We start from the raw sequence: 15,346 nt of genomic DNA on the forward strand, positions 1-15,346 counted from the left end.
TACTTGTCCCATAATGCTTCCTTCCATTTCAACGAATGGATCGCACCATCAAACCTTGGGATCAAACACCTAGGCAACGATTTCGCCGCTGTTTGAATTGAAAACAATGTGTAACTTACGCCAAGGTTCCCTTGGATTCTTCAACTTGGGTTTCTTGTCGCAGCATATTTTCAAGTCAGTGCTGTCCATTTTCAGTGTGATTGAGCCATCTGAAAGACGCCTCGAAGCCGGAGGCTTTCGCCAAAATCCGCCCAGTTCGTGACACCCTATTTTGCTTCCTCGAACTTGCCTCGATGGGCATCGTTGTATTTGTACGGTATTGGTCGTTCCTGGCACCAGCGAAACATCGGCGCTATGGCACGTCGTCGATCTGTGCAACAAGGTCACGCACAGCCATTGAATTGTGATCAACCCGGTCTCTGAGGCGCTGCCGAATTAGGTGATTTCAATCCTATGGTTGAGCATCCTCGGCGGATCATCGCGTACTGGGCGATTGGTGTTGGTCTGTTTTCCCGCGACGAATTAGCCTTGTTCATGACGACTCGCTTCCCTGCAACGGAGTAGTTCCAGTCATGATCAAACATCGCATACGGGTCTTTTTTTCGGCGACTGCATTAATGGCCGGTTTCGCCGCACCATCTGCTGTGGTGTCTCAGGAAGGTGCTTCTTTTTTTGAACCCTTCGACCAGTTGAATCAAGGCAGGTGGTACGTTTCGAGTGGTTGGACCAACGGCAGCCATCAGAACTGCCTCTGGCACAAAAACCGGGTCAAAGTTGAAAACGGCAAGCTGCTATTATCACTGACCGGAAACGCAAAACAGGGGTTGGATTTCAGTTGCGGAGAGGTGCAGACCAACGACCACTTGGGATACGGCACCTTCGAGGCGCGTATGAAAGTCCCTTATGCGCAAGGGATGAATGCCAATATGTTCACGTTCGTCGGGTCCCCGCAAGATCGACCGCATAACGAGATCGACTTTGAGTTCATTGCACCGAAAACACCGACCTTGCAGACCAACTTTCATTTCAAAGGAGATAGCGACAACACGGGTATGAAGAAGATGCCGGACGATGATGCATTCCACGATTACGCATTCATCTGGGAACCGGGACGGATACGCTGGTTCATCGATGGTAAGCTGATCCGGGACCAAAGTGGCGATGATTTGCCGAACGAGCCGCAGAAAATGTATCTTAGCCTATGGTCCACCGACACACTTGTCAGTTGGATGGGAGCGTTTCAGGCAAAATCTGCGCCTCAGGTTCTCAAGGTTGAATGGGCGGCCTACACAAAGCTCGGAAGCGCCTGCGCGTTCGAGCAATCTGTGCTGTGCAAAGATGGGATCGATTCCCCCTGATGACTGCTCAGGCCCTGAAATTGAAGCTGGGTGACAATTGTCTGCACGCGGATTTCATGGGACGCCCAATTGCTGGCCATCAAGGGCTGGTGGGCGTTCTCAAACGTCAGAATTGCTTGTGTTTGCGCGACCAGCCTTGTCAGCCTATTATGTACAATACGATATCGGAGAGCTGTGGGGCACGCTCTGGGTATGATCATTGCCAGAGCATGACTGATCGGAAATCGCCACCAAGTCTGGACGCAGCAGAACCCGTATTCACCAGACGATGGGCAAGGCCCGGATGAATATCAAACTGGCATCAATCGTCGACCCCGAACACAACACTGCCTACGTTGTTCCCGCGGTAGTGCTGTCGATGATCGTGTTTGCTTATTCGGTGAATTTCGGACCAATTTCGATCCTGGCCTTCTATGGATGCTGGTTGTTGCCCTTTGCGCTAGCCCCGCAGAGTCTGATCGGGCGTCCGTGGCCTGTGATCCTGCTGTTGCTGACCCCTCTTTTTTTCGTATTCTCAACTGTCTGGAGTGATGCGCCGTCCACTACCTTACGTGCGTCGACACAATACACCATCACCGTCTTCGCCGGTCTGGTTGCGGCGCGGATTTGTTCGATCGGAAACCTCGTGCTTGGGGGTACTATTGGCGCGTTGATCGTGCTGCTTTATTCGGCGGCAAACGGGGGTTACTCATACGACTACATCGATGGTGATTTTGCCTTTAACGGCGCATTCTCATCCAAAAACCAACTGGGGTATTTCGCGACCCTCGCGATCATATTTTCATTTTCGCTTGCGGCTGCTTTCCGTATCCCAAGAGCACTCTTGCCGGTTTGCGCCGCGACTGCCGCGTTAGGACTCATCATGCTGTGGATGTCTGATTCCGCGACATCAGTGCTCTCGGCCATGGCCGCCTTTGCTGCAACTGTGTTTGTCGGTTTTATCATGCTTCTGGCGCCCTGGCTGCGGCGCGCTTCGGTTTTGCTGGCGGTAATGACCTTTGCGGCGCTGGCGCTGGCCGCATATCAGTTGGGGGCCTTTGATGCTGTACTTGCAGCGTTCGGGAAGGATACGACCCTGACCGGTCGGACATACTTATGGAGCACCGCCTTTGAATTTGCGGCCGAGCAGCCGGTTGTGGGACTTGGATACAACGCATTCTGGATACGCGGTCGCCCCGAAGCGGAAACCCTGTGGGAGGCATTCTACATAACCGGAAGGACTGGATTTCACTTCCACAATGCGCTGATCGAAACCTATGTCGGAACCGGTTTGATTGGATTAGGTCTGGTCACGGGACTTTGCGTGTTGCTGATCATCATGCCACTCAACGCCGCGTTGGGCCGAGGCGGTTTTGGATCGCTGACGTTTTTTGCCGGCCTTTCCATTCTGTTTGTTTTGCGTTCCGCCGCCGAGGTCGATTTCGTCACCCCGCATACTGTTGGTTCCTTTTTGGTGGCTTTCATTCTTTTGCGCTTGTTCGATCACAATCGCGATGCCCGGTGCGCGGCACGCCTGTCGATGCCCGCACGACAGGCGAGACATCCATCCATTGGCAGAAATTCCGGAGTCTTCGAATGAGTGCTCCGTTACACAGAATGCGCCAATGCACCGCAATGCAGATTCAGCTCGGCCTATCCGGGAAATCATGGAGATTCTGACATGAACGAACCCGTTAAAGAAAGGCGCATTACCTGGACGAAAGACAACGCCCATCTGCTTGCCGGATATCGGGACGAGCCGCGGCTCGATATGGGGGCAATGATACGTGCTGTGCGGCGGCAAGCCCCTTTGGTGATGACATGCGCAATTGCTGGTGTGGTGATTGCGATACTCATGATTTTGGGTTCTGTTCCTCGCTATACGGCTGTCGAGACGGTGCTACTGGATGAAGAGCGGGCTGAACTGCTTGACGAAGTTTCGCCGCTACCCAACGCGGTCCGCTCGGACACCGCGGTTCAAAGCGAGATCGAGATCATCAAGTCCCGCGCCCTCGCATATCAGGTTGTTGACCTGCTGAAGCTCGACCAGGACGCGGATTTTCTGTCACCACCACTTGGTGTGACCGAGAAATTGAACCGCATGGTTTCGTCGGTGACCCGCCCGATCGCGCAGCTGCTCACACCCGACCCGCCTGTGCGCGAAAACAGCGGGCCCACAGAGTCGGATGAAACCGGTGCAGCGGGGTCGCAAATTCCAATCTTCAACCTCGAGGTAACGGACCGTGATCGGGCCGTGCGAATATTGCGTGACAGGCTTTCGGTCTCAAGGTCTGGTCAAAGTCTGGTGATCGAAATCGGGTTTTCCGATTTTGACCCAACGCGCGCGGCGTTGGTCGCACGGGGCTACGGGGCGGCCTATGAAAGCTTTCAGCTTTTGACAACCAACGAAGTCGCCGCAAAAGCCGAGGCGTGGCTGCGCGAGCGTTTGGAGGTGCTGGAGCAAAAAAGCATCCAGGCCACCTCGGCCCTTCAGGAATTTCGCACCGAAAACGATCTTGTGCAGGTACGTGGCGATTTGCTGACCGAACAGCAACAATCTGAACTGGCCACTGAGCTTGTGAACGCCGCGGCGTCTTCTGCCGAGGCCGAAGCATACCTAAGCAGCTTGGAATCGCTTTTGGCCCGAGCCAATGGCAACGAAGACATCATCGCGGTCCCGTTTGTCGAAGGCCTCGTTGCCGGTGTCAGCGATGAATTGCGGCGTGAGTATCTGAACGCGGGTCAAAGCTACCGCCGGATCGTCGAGCAGTTTGGCGAAACCCATCCACAGGCTCAGCTATTGGATGAGAGAATTCAGGAATTAGCAGATACTTTGCTGGTCGAACTGGAGCAGGCGACCGAAGCCGCCCGTATTGCGTACAACATCGCACGGGGACGGGAACGGTCGCTGCGCGCGGACCTAGAGGCGACGACTGGAACAACCGACCTGAATGTTGCGCTCCGTGGCAGGCTGCAACAGCTGGAGGCTATCTCGGAAACCTATGCGCAGGTCTACCGGGATTATCTGGCCCGGCTCGAGGTCACAATGCAGCAACAGAATTTCCCGATCGCATCGGTAAAGATCATCTCGCCCGCAGAAATTCCCAAAGACCCGTCCAGCCCCCGTAAAAAAGCGATGTTGTTTATCGGCCTTTTGTTGGGCGGCCTATTGGGCACGTTGGCGGGGACGGCTCGCGAACTGATCCCGAAACCAGTGCGGACCGTATCGGAGCTACGACAAGAGGTGGGTTTGAGCTGCGCAGGAATGCTGCCCAACGCCGGGAGCCTCGGCAATTCGGGCGCGATAGATACATATACGCAGACCATCGAGCGCCTCGCGCAAGCCTGTGAGGCAAACGCGCTGAAATCAGATGGCTTGCTGATCGCAATCGCCCCGCTGACTCAGGGTTTGAAAAGGACATATGATCTGCCTTTGGAACTGGCCAACCGGTTGTCGCGCAACGGTACGCTGCGGGTTTTGGTTGTTTTTGAACACTCACCACCGCAGGCTTTGCCAGCCACCGCGCTGGCCGACATCGAAACCGTCAGCTTGCAGGATGCCCTTGGAGGCGTGCAGGCATCCGCTGCCGCAGGTTCCGTCGACAGCGATCAAACTGTGTTGACCAAGGAACTGCGTGCCAATTTCAGCTTCGTCCTGCTTGTCATGGACCCGCTGAGCCAGTCCGAGCAGTCGGACCCACACGCATGGGCCTATGATATGACCCTTCTGCGTATCCCTTGGGGAAAGGTCCTGCCAAGCTTTGTCTCGGACGCGCTGCTTGATCATCCCCGCTTCAGCGAGGCTTTGACAACAACGGTTCTCGAAGATGCCGATCTTGGCAAGGCACGGCGATACCTAAGCACCGGCAGTTATGAGGAGCTCAAGATCAATGGCTAGAGATATCCTTTTGAAAACCCTATCCGCCCTGCGCGGTATACCCAGAATTCTCGGGCTTTGCCTGCTGATCGCAGGCGGCAATTCGGTATCGGTGCAGGCGGAAACCAGCACTGCGGCGACCGAAACACTCGGACCGCAACAGACAATAAGTGTCCAGATTGGCCGTTGGGATTCGGTGGATGAGGTCTTTGTTCCGTTTAACGCAATTGCCGGGTCTTACCAGATCAATGCAAACGGCACAGTGTCGTTGCCCCTTATCGGAAGCGTGCAGGCAACCGGGCGAACTCCGGACGAACTGGGCACAGAGTTGTCGCAGCGTCTGCAGGATCGTATGGGGCTGCGCAGCGATGTGCAGACTATCGTTATCATCCTCGAATTCGCCCCGATTTACGTGCTGGGCGATGTGAAAGCGCCGGGTACTTACCCACATGTGCCGGGGATGACCGTGCTTCAGGCGCTCAGCCTATCGGGTGGCATTAATCGCGCCTCTTCTGCGCTTGTACGAGGCGAGCGCAACTCGGTGAACGCGCTTGGAAATTATCGTGTGATGGAGCTTGACCAGATACGGCGGCTGGCACGGCTGGCACGGCTCGAGGCAGAAGAGGAGGGCAAGGATATTGACGTTCCACCCGAACTGGCCGCTTCGCCTCTGGGTGCCGAACTGATTGAGCAAGAACGCGAGATCATGGTGTCTCAGCAATCGGCGTTTGCATCGAACCTTGCGCAGATTGAAGAGCTGGAGGCCTTGTTGCTGGAGCGCATTGCACGGTTGCAGCAACAGGCGGATCTACGTCAGCGGCAATTGAGTTTGCTGAACGAGGAACTTGAAAACGCCGCGAGTCTTGTCGAACGTGGCCTGTCCACCGTTTCCAGGGAGAGCGACCTTCAGCGCGCCGTCACGGACCAACAGGTGAGGTTGCTGGAAGTTGAAACTGCACAGCTAAGCGCCGAACAACAGCTTAGCGAAGCGCGACGGGACAGATTGGACCTTACCAACCAACGTGATCGCGAGCGGGTTCAGGGGTTGCAGGAACAACGCGCAGCTATCGCCGAACTTGGTGTAAAAATGGAGACCGAAGCCGCGCTTTTTGCCGAGGCAGAGCGCACTGGAAACGGACTGGTTGAGCTTTCAGCCCTGACGTCACTGACCCTGCAAATCACCAGAACCGGGCCGGACGGATCCATCACTTTTGTGGTTGGGCGCAACGATCAGATCACCGGCGGCGACGTTCTTGAAGTTGTCCTGACCCGTCCAGGGCCAAATGGCGCAATCCCAGTGCGCCGGCTGTCTCCCGAAACAGTCGGAACCGTGACACCAGACGAACCATCGTCCTCGACCAAGACCCAACCGGCCACCGGCCTTCCGCCTTCCTGACAGGTCCTTTAACTATTTATCCGGGCGGGCGGTTCAGGATCTCCAACAACCTGTCGACTTGACGGTCCGGAGCCATCTCTGGACGTCCAGCGTGTTCAAAGGCTGCAGCGGACAGCCGTTCATAGACTTGTTTGTCGTGCCATAAGGTTCGCACCGCCTCGACCCAGGTTTCGATCGGAGCGTCCCTGTCGACCAACACTCCGCCCGGACCGACAGCCTCGGGCAGGCCGCCAATCTTGGATGCCACAACCGGAATGCCGCTGATTTGCGCTTCGGCGGCGATCCGGCCAAAGGCCTCTTCCCACTGACTGGGTGCGAGAAGGATGCGGGCCTTAGAATAAACGCTGCGCATATCATCCGTTGACGGCTTCAACGCAACATTCGGTAGCCCGGAAAGAGCGGTCTGGAGGTGTGTTTCTTGCTCGGGAGTCAACCCCCAACCCCTTTGAAAAACAAAGGGGATATCCGGACACGCCTTTGCAATTTTCAGTGCAACGTCAACGCCTTTGTTCGGGTGGGGATTGATAAAGGTTACGTTCTCACGCGTGGTTGTGACACGGTATTTCTCGGCCTCGATCATCGGATAAATCACATCGGCCGCAACGCCTTGCGTCTCAGCATATCGTCGCGCAGTGAATGCCGAGTTTGCGATAAAGCCGGTATCCGACAATCCCACCAAGGGACCGCCAAGGTCTTTGTCTTCGACATTGCGCAAGTAGATAAAGGTCTTTGTCCTCGTGCGATTGATGGCCTGTGCCAGCTGTACTGGAAGCCGGGATTGGAACACCGCCACGTCGGCATTGAAATCCGACACAACCTGCCGCGCAACCTCCTGAGCGAACCAAGCGCGAAACACCGGATAACCAAGGCTAACATCACGAACGTAGCCACGTCGCCTCAGTTTCAAAAGCAGTCTGCTGCGCAGGCCCAGCCAGCCATCTCCAGTCAGGCCGGACAACACCGCCGCTGTATGACCACGCGCGCGCAATCTTGTGACCAATTCATGGGTGCTGGCCTGAGCGCCGCCGTACATTTGGGGCAAATAGGGATGGGCGCTTCCAAAGAGAATACGCATGCGCGGGACTACCTCATTGTCGACGCTGAACCACTCTCGCTTTGCGCGAGTCGCGCCTGGATTAATTTGGAAGATGCGGCGGAAAAAACGTCCGAAACTTGCCTACGATTCGGACATGCAAGCGGTTTGGTGTCAAAAGATAAGCACGGAACGCGCCCCAATGTGCGGAATTCGGGTCAAAGCTCTAGCAACCATAGGCGGTGCTTCGCTTGATTCAATATTGGGGTTTGTAATCGCAGCGTTTGTCGTACCCAACTGACCTGCGTGCATCAGAATGCACGTATTAGTGATGTTAACCAGGTACAGATCACTTTCGCACTCATCGTTTGATGCTTTGCGATGATCGTCTTTGAAACTTTAGGTGGCATGCGCGCTGTACAGCCGCGCAAGGCTCTTAAGACAAAAGGATGGACTGTGATGAAACCGATTGAGACAGAAACAGCCCCAGTCGAGGGTATGATTTCGTCAATCCCATCAGCGCGCCATGTCATTTGGACGCGCCCTGCGTTGCAGGAAGAACCTGTAGGCGGGCGGACCAAAAGAGCAATCGACATTGCGGTGGCGCTCGTCATGCTTGTCGTGCTGTCGCCGCTTATGGTCGGGCTGGCGCTGTTGATATGTGGTACATCACCCGGACGTGTCCTGTATCGCCATCGCAGGGTCGGCTATGGAAAGCAGTCCTTTTCCTGCCTTAAGTTCCGGACAATGGAAGTGAACAGCGCCGAAATTCTTCAACGGCATCTCCAACAGAGCCCGGAGGCGCGATGTGAATGGGAGCAGACGCAAAAATTGCGGGACGATCCCCGCGTGACGCCGGTGGGTCACGTGTTACGCAAATTCAGCCTTGATGAGTTGCCGCAGCTTTACAACGTGCTGCGCGGAGATATGAGCCTTGTTGGTCCTCGCCCTGTTCTCAGCGAAGAATTGCACCGATATGGGCCTTCCAGCCGTTATTACCTGAGGGCGCGACCGGGCATCACCGGACTGTGGCAGGTAAGTGGTCGCAGCACGACGTCCTACAGACGCAGGATTGCCTATGATCGCGCCTATGTCGCAAACATCAGCACGGCCAATGACATCGCAATACTCGTTCAGACCCTGCCAGCGGCGATGCGCTCGGACGAGACCTCTTGAACCATTGCATCAAGGTCGCCGTTGCAAAATGACAATCGGTGCGCTGAACGCATAGCGATGAACGACCAGATGAAGACTGAAGCTAAAACAAAGCGTTATGAAGCAACTACCGGACCACTGGTTTCGGTCGCCATGTCCAATTTCAATGGATCCGCCTATCTTGAAGCGGCGATCACGTCTATTCTCAACCAATCCCATACGGCGCTTGAACTGATCGTCGTTGACGACGCCTCGACTGATGACAGCCTTGAGATTTTGCACCAAATGGCCGCTCTCGACGACCGTCTCATACCAATTGCTCTGAATAAGAACCTGGGCCCCGCAGGCGCCCGCAATGTCGCGTTGGAGGCGGCGCACGGAGAGTGGGTCGCAATTATCGATGCCGACGACCTTATCCACTCACAGCGGATCGAACGTCTGCTTGCCGCGGCAGAGCAATTGGGGGCAGATGCGATTGCCGATGACCTGCTGAGTTTCGGATCTACGGATGTCGCAGGTCAGACCCTGTTGGGGCATGATCAGACTCAGGGCCCTCAGCGCCTGACGGCTGCAAGACTGATCCACAGCGACACAGTGGTCACTGGACTGGCCTCTCTCGGCTACCTGAAACCGATGGTTCGCCGCGACGCTCTGGGTTCGCTTCGATATGATGATACCCTGCGGATTGGCGAGGATTTTGATCTCTATTGCCGCCTGCTGCTCGGCGGCGCCAACTTTGTGATTCTGCCGGATCCGACCTATCTATATCGGCGGCACGCAGGATCGGCGTCGCATCGACTGTCTACCGGGTCGCTTAACCGGCTGATCGCAGCGCACGAGACATTGGCCGAAAGTGCTGCAACCAAACACCCAAACGACGATGAACTGCTGTTACAACTTGCCCAACGCAAGGCGCGTCTTGAGAGGGCACTGCGCTATCAACATCTTGTCGCCGAGCTCAAGACACATGGAGTGCTGACCACTGGGCGGCACCTCTGGCGCGATCCTGCTCTGCTGCGTAACATCCTCAACAGTCTGAATGACCGCAGACGACGCGTAACCCTGTCAGCCCGGCGCCAGCGCTCGGGCGACACTAAGACCATTGTACTAGCCGCCCCGGATCGACTGGATCATGTGTCCGCCCCGCCGGATGCTGTGCGCATTTCGGTGAGCGTTGCACCCACTCTGGATAACAATACTTGGCCCGCACGGGGCACAATGGCTCGCCAGCTTGTTGAACTGGCAAGCCGAGGACCAATCGACGTCATTGCAGAAGGCCTCGCGGGTGTGGACGCGTTGGGGTATCTGCCCACATGGCGCTCGACCCGCCTTTCGATAAGAAAGCAGGACACCGGCACCACCTTAATCCCCCGCAACGTGGTTTTGGAGCTTTCATAGAGGCAGTCATAACCCGTCTGGGGGCAACAGCAATCTTGATCCGTCTTTCGAGGCCGTATCCCCGGCCATCTGGTCCAGATTCAGTTTATCCCGCACGATTTGACGAACCACCGGCCAGGCACGATCCCCTGCACCGAACAAGTATTGAAGCGCCGCCACAATCCCCTGCCGTCGACGCAGATCAAGACAGACACGGTGGTCTCTCTTGTACCGAACGTCCCTGAGATGTGCTTGCATAGCTCGGGTCAAATTCGGAGATTGCCCCCCCGCGTCGAGATGGGATTCAAGCGCCGTCTGCAACGCCCCCAAATCCGCCGCGCTGTGCTGCGCGCTGATGGAGTCGGACCGTACCACTGCCGCATATCCGGGCCGGCAGGTCACGCGCATCCGCGCGCCAGCCAGCATCATCCGGACATAGAGATCATAGTCTTCGCCAAGCCTCAACGAGGGATCGTAGCGCAGCTTGTGTTTGTCCAGAAACGCGCGTGAAAGCACCGGTTTCAGAAAACCCAGCTCTCCGCGCGAAACGCCATTTTGGCGCAAGTTGCCCAAAACAAACTCGGTCGGTTCAAGCAGGGTGAAGTCGGGCGCAATCGTCGACCAGTCTTGCGAGATTGCCGTTGTCAGATACTCCGGGGTCACGAACGCGATGTTATCGGCGACCATCTCGCAATGCTGGCAAGATAAAAGTAGGTCTAGCCGCCCCGGTATGAACACATCGTCCGAGTCCAGTATTGCGACATATTCGGACATCGCTGCATCCAAGGCACGGTTACGCGCTGCCGCAGGTCCCTGATTGACGGCCTGCCGAATCAACCGCACGCGCAGGTCGCGTTCGGCTTCCTCGTTTGCGGCCGTACATGTGCCGTCGTCGGATGCGTCATCGACAACAATTACCTCGGCCGTTTGCGGCTGTTCCAAAGCGGAACGGATCGCCCGTGCCAAGGTGGACTGCGCATTGAATGCAGCAATTATGACTGTGACGCATGCAGACATTGGATTCAGTTCAGCCGGTGCAAAGTAAGAGGGCGGCCCCTAAGGACGCCAACGGGATAGAGTATCCCCAGCCGCTGTCCAAGCGCCTCTGGTAAAAGACATGCAGCGTCAGCATTCCTTTGCCTGCTTTGCGCCTGTATCATGCATTCCCGACGATCAGACCGCATTCGTGAAGCCGGTTGGATCATCTTGCTACCGTCAGACGTCAGTCTCCTGAGAGGCCCGCGCAGACGGTGCAGTTGGTGTTTCGTCTTCCGATGCGCGCATCTTGCGCTTTCGCTCAATCGCCAGCAGCGCAATGATCAAGACAAAAGCAAGCTGCAGTGCGATCGTGATGGCAACAACGAACAAAATCAGCTGGGGTGTCTCGAATCCGGCCAGTATGCCAATCACCGCCGAAAGGATGATGGACAGAAAGAGACCCGCGATGAATATCGGTAACTGCATCGATTTCCCCAAGGCCCAGACCCTTATTCGAGCCTCGTTGCCCACATCGTTTGAGCAAGCCTACAGCAAAAATACCGCAGGTCACCACTCAAATCTCGACCCAGCTCTCGCTGTCTGATGGATAATTCCAAGTGGCTACGAAACAAATCCAGAATTTTGTGGCCTCAGCGGCCCTGTCACCCGAGCTAACCCGCCACCAGGTCAGCCTGCGCGCGCCTTATCCCGAGGCGCGCCGTATACCGCCACCTCTCGAAACCCGATCAGAGCGGCGATTGTGCCGAGATGGAGCGCTCCGCGCAACAAGTTGGAATTGCGCCGGGCAGTGAAAGGCGCGTTAAGAAGTGCAAAAACAATGCAATAGAAAACCTTGGCAAATGCAAGCGGCAGCATCAGCAGACGTGCTTTGAATCCACGCCGGTTGCGCAACAGGCTTCCGTGCGTTTGACCCATCCGGAACCGCCGCTTCACCAACCAAGAGATCGTTGCTCGCTCTGGCGCAACTGGTTCTTCCACAGTGGCACATGGTGCAAAGGCAAGCCGTGCGCCGTCCTCCATTGCCTCTTGGAAGAACGCCGTATCTTCGCCGCCGGAAACGCCGCGTGCCAAGTCGAACCGTCGACCGGCGAGAGTCTGGCTGCCAAGGTCCATGATCACATTGCAGCTATGGCCGACAATCGGTCGACCGTCCTGAGTGCGCTCGGGGTTGGTGTCGTGAATACGCAGAGACCTCATCCAAACAGGCGCGTCCGGCCCATAGACTGCGCGGACGGGTCCGACGACCACCTCGGCATCTGTTTCGAACAATCTTGTGACAAGTGTGTTCAGCCAATTCGGCGGGGCCAGCTCATCATCATCGATAAAGGCGAACGCCCGCAACCCGCGTTGCTCGGCCTCCTCCAAAGCAGCATTGCGCGCGATTGAGATGTTGCCGCAAGGGGCGAAGCGGTAGACCACGTCATGCCGAGAACCATTGGCAAATCGATCCACGAGGCCACGCGCACTGGGGCCGTCGTCGTTGTCGACTACAATGATCGTAAGGCGCGTACCGTCTGGAAGGTTCTGAAGCTCCAGCGTGCCGAGCGTGTCGAACAAGCTGGCCCGCCGGTATGTGCAGATCCCCACCGCGATCTGATCAACGGGAAACGCTGTCTCTCGGGCGATGAATTGCGGTTCGGGAATGCCGCCAGCCCTGGCTGGGCGTTTCAACAGCTGTCGCCAGAATCCGGTCGACCATCCAAGGTGCATAACAGCCGCAATCGGCCCGCCCCACAGTGCCATTGGATCACGGCATGACAACGCCAGTGCAGCGCCGCCAGTCAGGCATGCAGAAATCCACATCAAAACGGGCAGCGCAAACAAAAGGAATAGCGGGGCCAGTACCACTGACACCAGCATGGGCGCGATGGATATCATCGCCAGTTGGCGCAAACGAGGCCTTTGACGATGTTTCAGCATGGTACGCGCCCGGCCAGCGCCAAAGTTGAAATACTGCCAAAAAAGCGCGGATATTGAGTTTCGCGGTAGGTACTCGAGCCGAGTGCGCGACGTCATCCAGATCCGATACCCCGACTGTGTCAGCCGCATATCCAACTCGGCATCTTCATTATGTGCAAACCCTGCGTCATAGCCACCAACAAATCGGAACGCATCAAGTCGCATCAAGGCGTGATGCCCATGATCAACAAACTGCTCGGAACCGCCACGCCGATGCGCCGCGCCGCCGTTCCCCAGCCGTGAATTCTGTGTCAGGGCTATGGCACGTTGTATTTGCGTCGTTCCAACCGCATGCATCGACACAACAACGCTGGCGGCTCCGGTCCTGCTGGCCTCTTCCAACAGAATGTCTGCGTAATCCTCTGGATAGCGGGCATGCGCATCCATTCGGATCAACCAATCCATACCTTCCCCGTGCAGGTCGCATGCGGCGTTCAACGCCGCACTTTGCAGACGGGCCGGGTTGTCCATCAGTCGTATGTCGAAATCCGGCAAAGCCGCAATCCGATCCCTGACGATATCTTGCGTGCCGTCATTTGAACCGCCATCCGCGATCACCAATCGCACTGGTGCGCCGAGGATTTTCTGGCGTTGAAAAAATCCGACCAGCCCGTCGATCACATCGGCAATATGAGGCGCTTCGTTCAAGGTTGGCACTACAATCAGCACGGCAGCTCGCGACATGTCACACGGCGCGCTGATCAAGCTGACACTTTTGCCAGTGATAGCATCAACAAGATTGCGAGCCTCGTTTGGTGTGGTCCTCCACACGTCGTCTGGCACGGCATTCTGTACCGATCTCAATCGATCCATGGCGGCAGGGGTTAACCTGTCGAACATGTCAATCACCGCTGCCTCATCGGCTGTGTCGAGTATCAGGCCAGTTCCAAGATCACTCAGACGTCGCGCGGTTTCTGTCCCCGCCAGCGCGATCGGCGGAACGCGGTTCAGACCGCTTTCGTATAGGCGGTTCGGCAACAGCCAGTCCGAATTCTGTCCCTTGTCGTACCGGTCAACCAACCACGCCAGATCGACGTCACCATAGATCGCTTTCAGGTCGGACGGATAGGAATAGGGACCATCGAACACCAGATCAGGGTTGCTCTCCACGACTCTGTGAAACTCGGGCATCTCGTCAAGCGCCGGTATTCCACGTAAAACCACCCTGAAACGCCCGGGCCTTGCGCGCGTCTGTGCATCAAGGCAATGCAGAGAAAATTGGCACCTGAGAATCCCGAACCAGCCGATCTGCAGCGGGTTATTTTCCGCAATTGCATGGCGCCTTTCACGTGATCCAGAGGGTTCCAGATCCACGGTCACCACTTTGTTTTCAACCAAATGCACGGGGGCATCGCATTGCTGATAGGCGTCAAAATGCTCTCGCTGAAAGGCCGGGGACGAAACTATGACAGTATCGACGTGACGACACAGTCGGCGTTCGACCGCACGCATGGTTTTTGCCTTGAACGATTGTCCGACCATGAGGCGATGAATGTCGAGAACCTCATATACCAGCCGTACGGGGTGGTTTGACCACATCATTCGCTTTAGCGGTGCAGCCAGCGCCAGCATCTCAAGATTGCGGCACAAGATCGTGTCCGGGGCTGGCAAGTCCTTGAATGTCGCACGCAATTTCAGGCGTTGCCGCAATACGGTCAGCGCACGCTGCATCATCCGGCCATTATGGGTTTGACCAAGTTCCATCGCGGTTTCCGGAAGGGCGCTAGATCGGCGCCGGAACCCGGCGACCGAGACATCCGCGCCACCCATGCGCAGAGTGTCCACCCGGCGCCAGATGGCCGCGTCATCAAGATCATGCGCGAGATAAAGAATGCGTATTTTAGACCTGAACGGTTCGCAGACCCGCCCGGTTTCGCTGTTTCTGACTGTCGCCATGGATCGTACATCCCGTCGCAGAAAAGCCCATGAACCGCAGCTAGAAGGTCGCGCTGGTCATTGTCAAAGCAGAGTCATGCAACCGGCGAAACCGAGCCGGTCCGGTGTCACTGAATGAGCAAGAAACCGTCCATCATGAGAGATTTTCGGCATGTTAACGAATTTACGCACGCAACTTGCAGATGAGTGATGTTCAGAGCCCCTGCACGGCACGCAGGCACTATTTTGTCACTGTCGGTGTCTAGTTTGGCAGGAAGTCGCTGAAAAAGATGCTGCGTCTGCAAAGGGCGGGCGAGTCCCGGCAGGCCATGCAATTC

Annotated in this window: 10 protein-coding genes; 6 read left to right on the top strand and 4 right to left on the bottom strand. The window is 56.4% G+C overall.

All coding sequences use genetic code 11. The annotated features are described in order from the left end of the window. Positions 1–572: 572 nt before the first annotated feature. From HW561_RS16150 to HW561_RS16165, 4 genes are all read left to right on the top strand, one after another. Positions 573–1,358, top strand: a complete 786-nt coding sequence (locus HW561_RS16150; RefSeq protein WP_176866382.1) for a family 16 glycosylhydrolase — start codon at positions 573–575, stop codon at positions 1,356–1,358. A gap of 283 nt (positions 1,359–1,641) precedes the next feature. Further along, on the top strand, positions 1,642–2,937 hold the full coding sequence (locus tag HW561_RS16155) for an O-antigen ligase family protein (protein WP_176866383.1): 1,296 nt from the start codon (positions 1,642–1,644) through the stop codon (positions 2,935–2,937). 81 nt (positions 2,938–3,018) lie between these two features. Next, complete coding sequence (locus tag HW561_RS16160) at positions 3,019–5,235, top strand: GumC family protein (protein ID WP_176866384.1); 2,217 nt, start codon at positions 3,019–3,021, stop codon at positions 5,233–5,235. After that, a complete protein-coding gene (locus tag HW561_RS16165; RefSeq protein WP_176866385.1) occupies positions 5,228–6,610 on the top strand; it encodes a polysaccharide biosynthesis/export family protein in 1,383 nt (460 codons plus the stop codon). The genes HW561_RS16160 and HW561_RS16165 overlap by 8 nt, the downstream gene beginning before the upstream one ends. Before the next feature lie 16 nt (positions 6,611–6,626). On the opposite strand, the gene HW561_RS16170 is transcribed toward HW561_RS16165, so the two are convergent. Continuing rightward, positions 6,627–7,685, bottom strand: a complete 1,059-nt coding sequence (locus tag HW561_RS16170) for a glycosyltransferase (RefSeq protein ID WP_176866386.1) — start codon at positions 7,683–7,685, stop codon at positions 6,627–6,629. 417 nt (positions 7,686–8,102) lie between these two features. Here HW561_RS16170 and HW561_RS16175 point away from each other — a divergent pair, with 417 nt between their 5' ends. Both HW561_RS16175 and HW561_RS16180 read left to right on the top strand, forming a co-directional pair. Then, on the top strand, positions 8,103–8,819 hold the full coding sequence (locus HW561_RS16175) for a sugar transferase (protein ID WP_235962944.1): 717 nt from the start codon (positions 8,103–8,105) through the stop codon (positions 8,817–8,819). A gap of 69 nt (positions 8,820–8,888) precedes the next feature. Then, entirely contained in the window at positions 8,889–10,196 is a 1,308-nt protein-coding gene (locus HW561_RS16180) for a glycosyltransferase family 2 protein (protein ID WP_176866387.1), read from the top strand. 6 nt (positions 10,197–10,202) lie between these two features. Here HW561_RS16180 and HW561_RS16185 read toward each other — a convergent pair whose 3' ends face one another. From HW561_RS16185 to HW561_RS16195, 3 genes are all read right to left on the bottom strand, one after another. Continuing rightward, positions 10,203–11,192 (bottom strand): glycosyltransferase family 2 protein, encoded by a 990-nt coding sequence (locus HW561_RS16185; RefSeq protein ID WP_176866388.1) that lies wholly within the window; start codon positions 11,190–11,192, stop codon positions 10,203–10,205. A gap of 198 nt (positions 11,193–11,390) precedes the next feature. Then, positions 11,391–11,639 (bottom strand): hypothetical protein, encoded by a 249-nt coding sequence (locus tag HW561_RS16190; protein ID WP_176866389.1) that lies wholly within the window; start codon positions 11,637–11,639, stop codon positions 11,391–11,393. A 201-nt stretch (positions 11,640–11,840) separates the two neighbouring features. Then, complete coding sequence (locus HW561_RS16195; RefSeq protein ID WP_176866390.1) at positions 11,841–15,029, bottom strand: glycosyltransferase; 3,189 nt, start codon at positions 15,027–15,029, stop codon at positions 11,841–11,843. Between the last annotated feature and the right edge of the window lie 317 nt (positions 15,030–15,346).

The sequence above is a fragment of the Ruegeria haliotis genome, from assembly GCF_013377785.1.
In the GTDB taxonomy this organism is placed as follows: domain Bacteria; phylum Pseudomonadota; class Alphaproteobacteria; order Rhodobacterales; family Rhodobacteraceae; genus Ruegeria; species Ruegeria haliotis.

Coding starts and splice junctions, on each gene's coding strand:
- HW561_RS16150 (WP_176866382.1), top strand. CDS start 573: ATGATCAAACATCGCATACGGGTCTTTTTTTCGGCGACTGCATTAATG.
- HW561_RS16155 (WP_176866383.1), top strand. CDS start 1,642: ATGAATATCAAACTGGCATCAATCGTCGACCCCGAACACAACACTGCC.
- HW561_RS16160 (WP_176866384.1), top strand. CDS start 3,019: ATGAACGAACCCGTTAAAGAAAGGCGCATTACCTGGACGAAAGACAAC.
- HW561_RS16165 (WP_176866385.1), top strand. CDS start 5,228: ATGGCTAGAGATATCCTTTTGAAAACCCTATCCGCCCTGCGCGGTATA.
- HW561_RS16170 (WP_176866386.1), bottom strand. CDS start 7,685: ATGCGTATTCTCTTTGGAAGCGCCCATCCCTATTTGCCCCAAATGTAC.
- HW561_RS16175 (WP_235962944.1), top strand. CDS start 8,103: ATGAAACCGATTGAGACAGAAACAGCCCCAGTCGAGGGTATGATTTCG.
- HW561_RS16180 (WP_176866387.1), top strand. CDS start 8,889: ATGAAGACTGAAGCTAAAACAAAGCGTTATGAAGCAACTACCGGACCA.
- HW561_RS16185 (WP_176866388.1), bottom strand. CDS start 11,192: ATGTCTGCATGCGTCACAGTCATAATTGCTGCATTCAATGCGCAGTCC.
- HW561_RS16190 (WP_176866389.1), bottom strand. CDS start 11,639: ATGCAGTTACCGATATTCATCGCGGGTCTCTTTCTGTCCATCATCCTT.
- HW561_RS16195 (WP_176866390.1), bottom strand. CDS start 15,029: ATGGCGACAGTCAGAAACAGCGAAACCGGGCGGGTCTGCGAACCGTTC.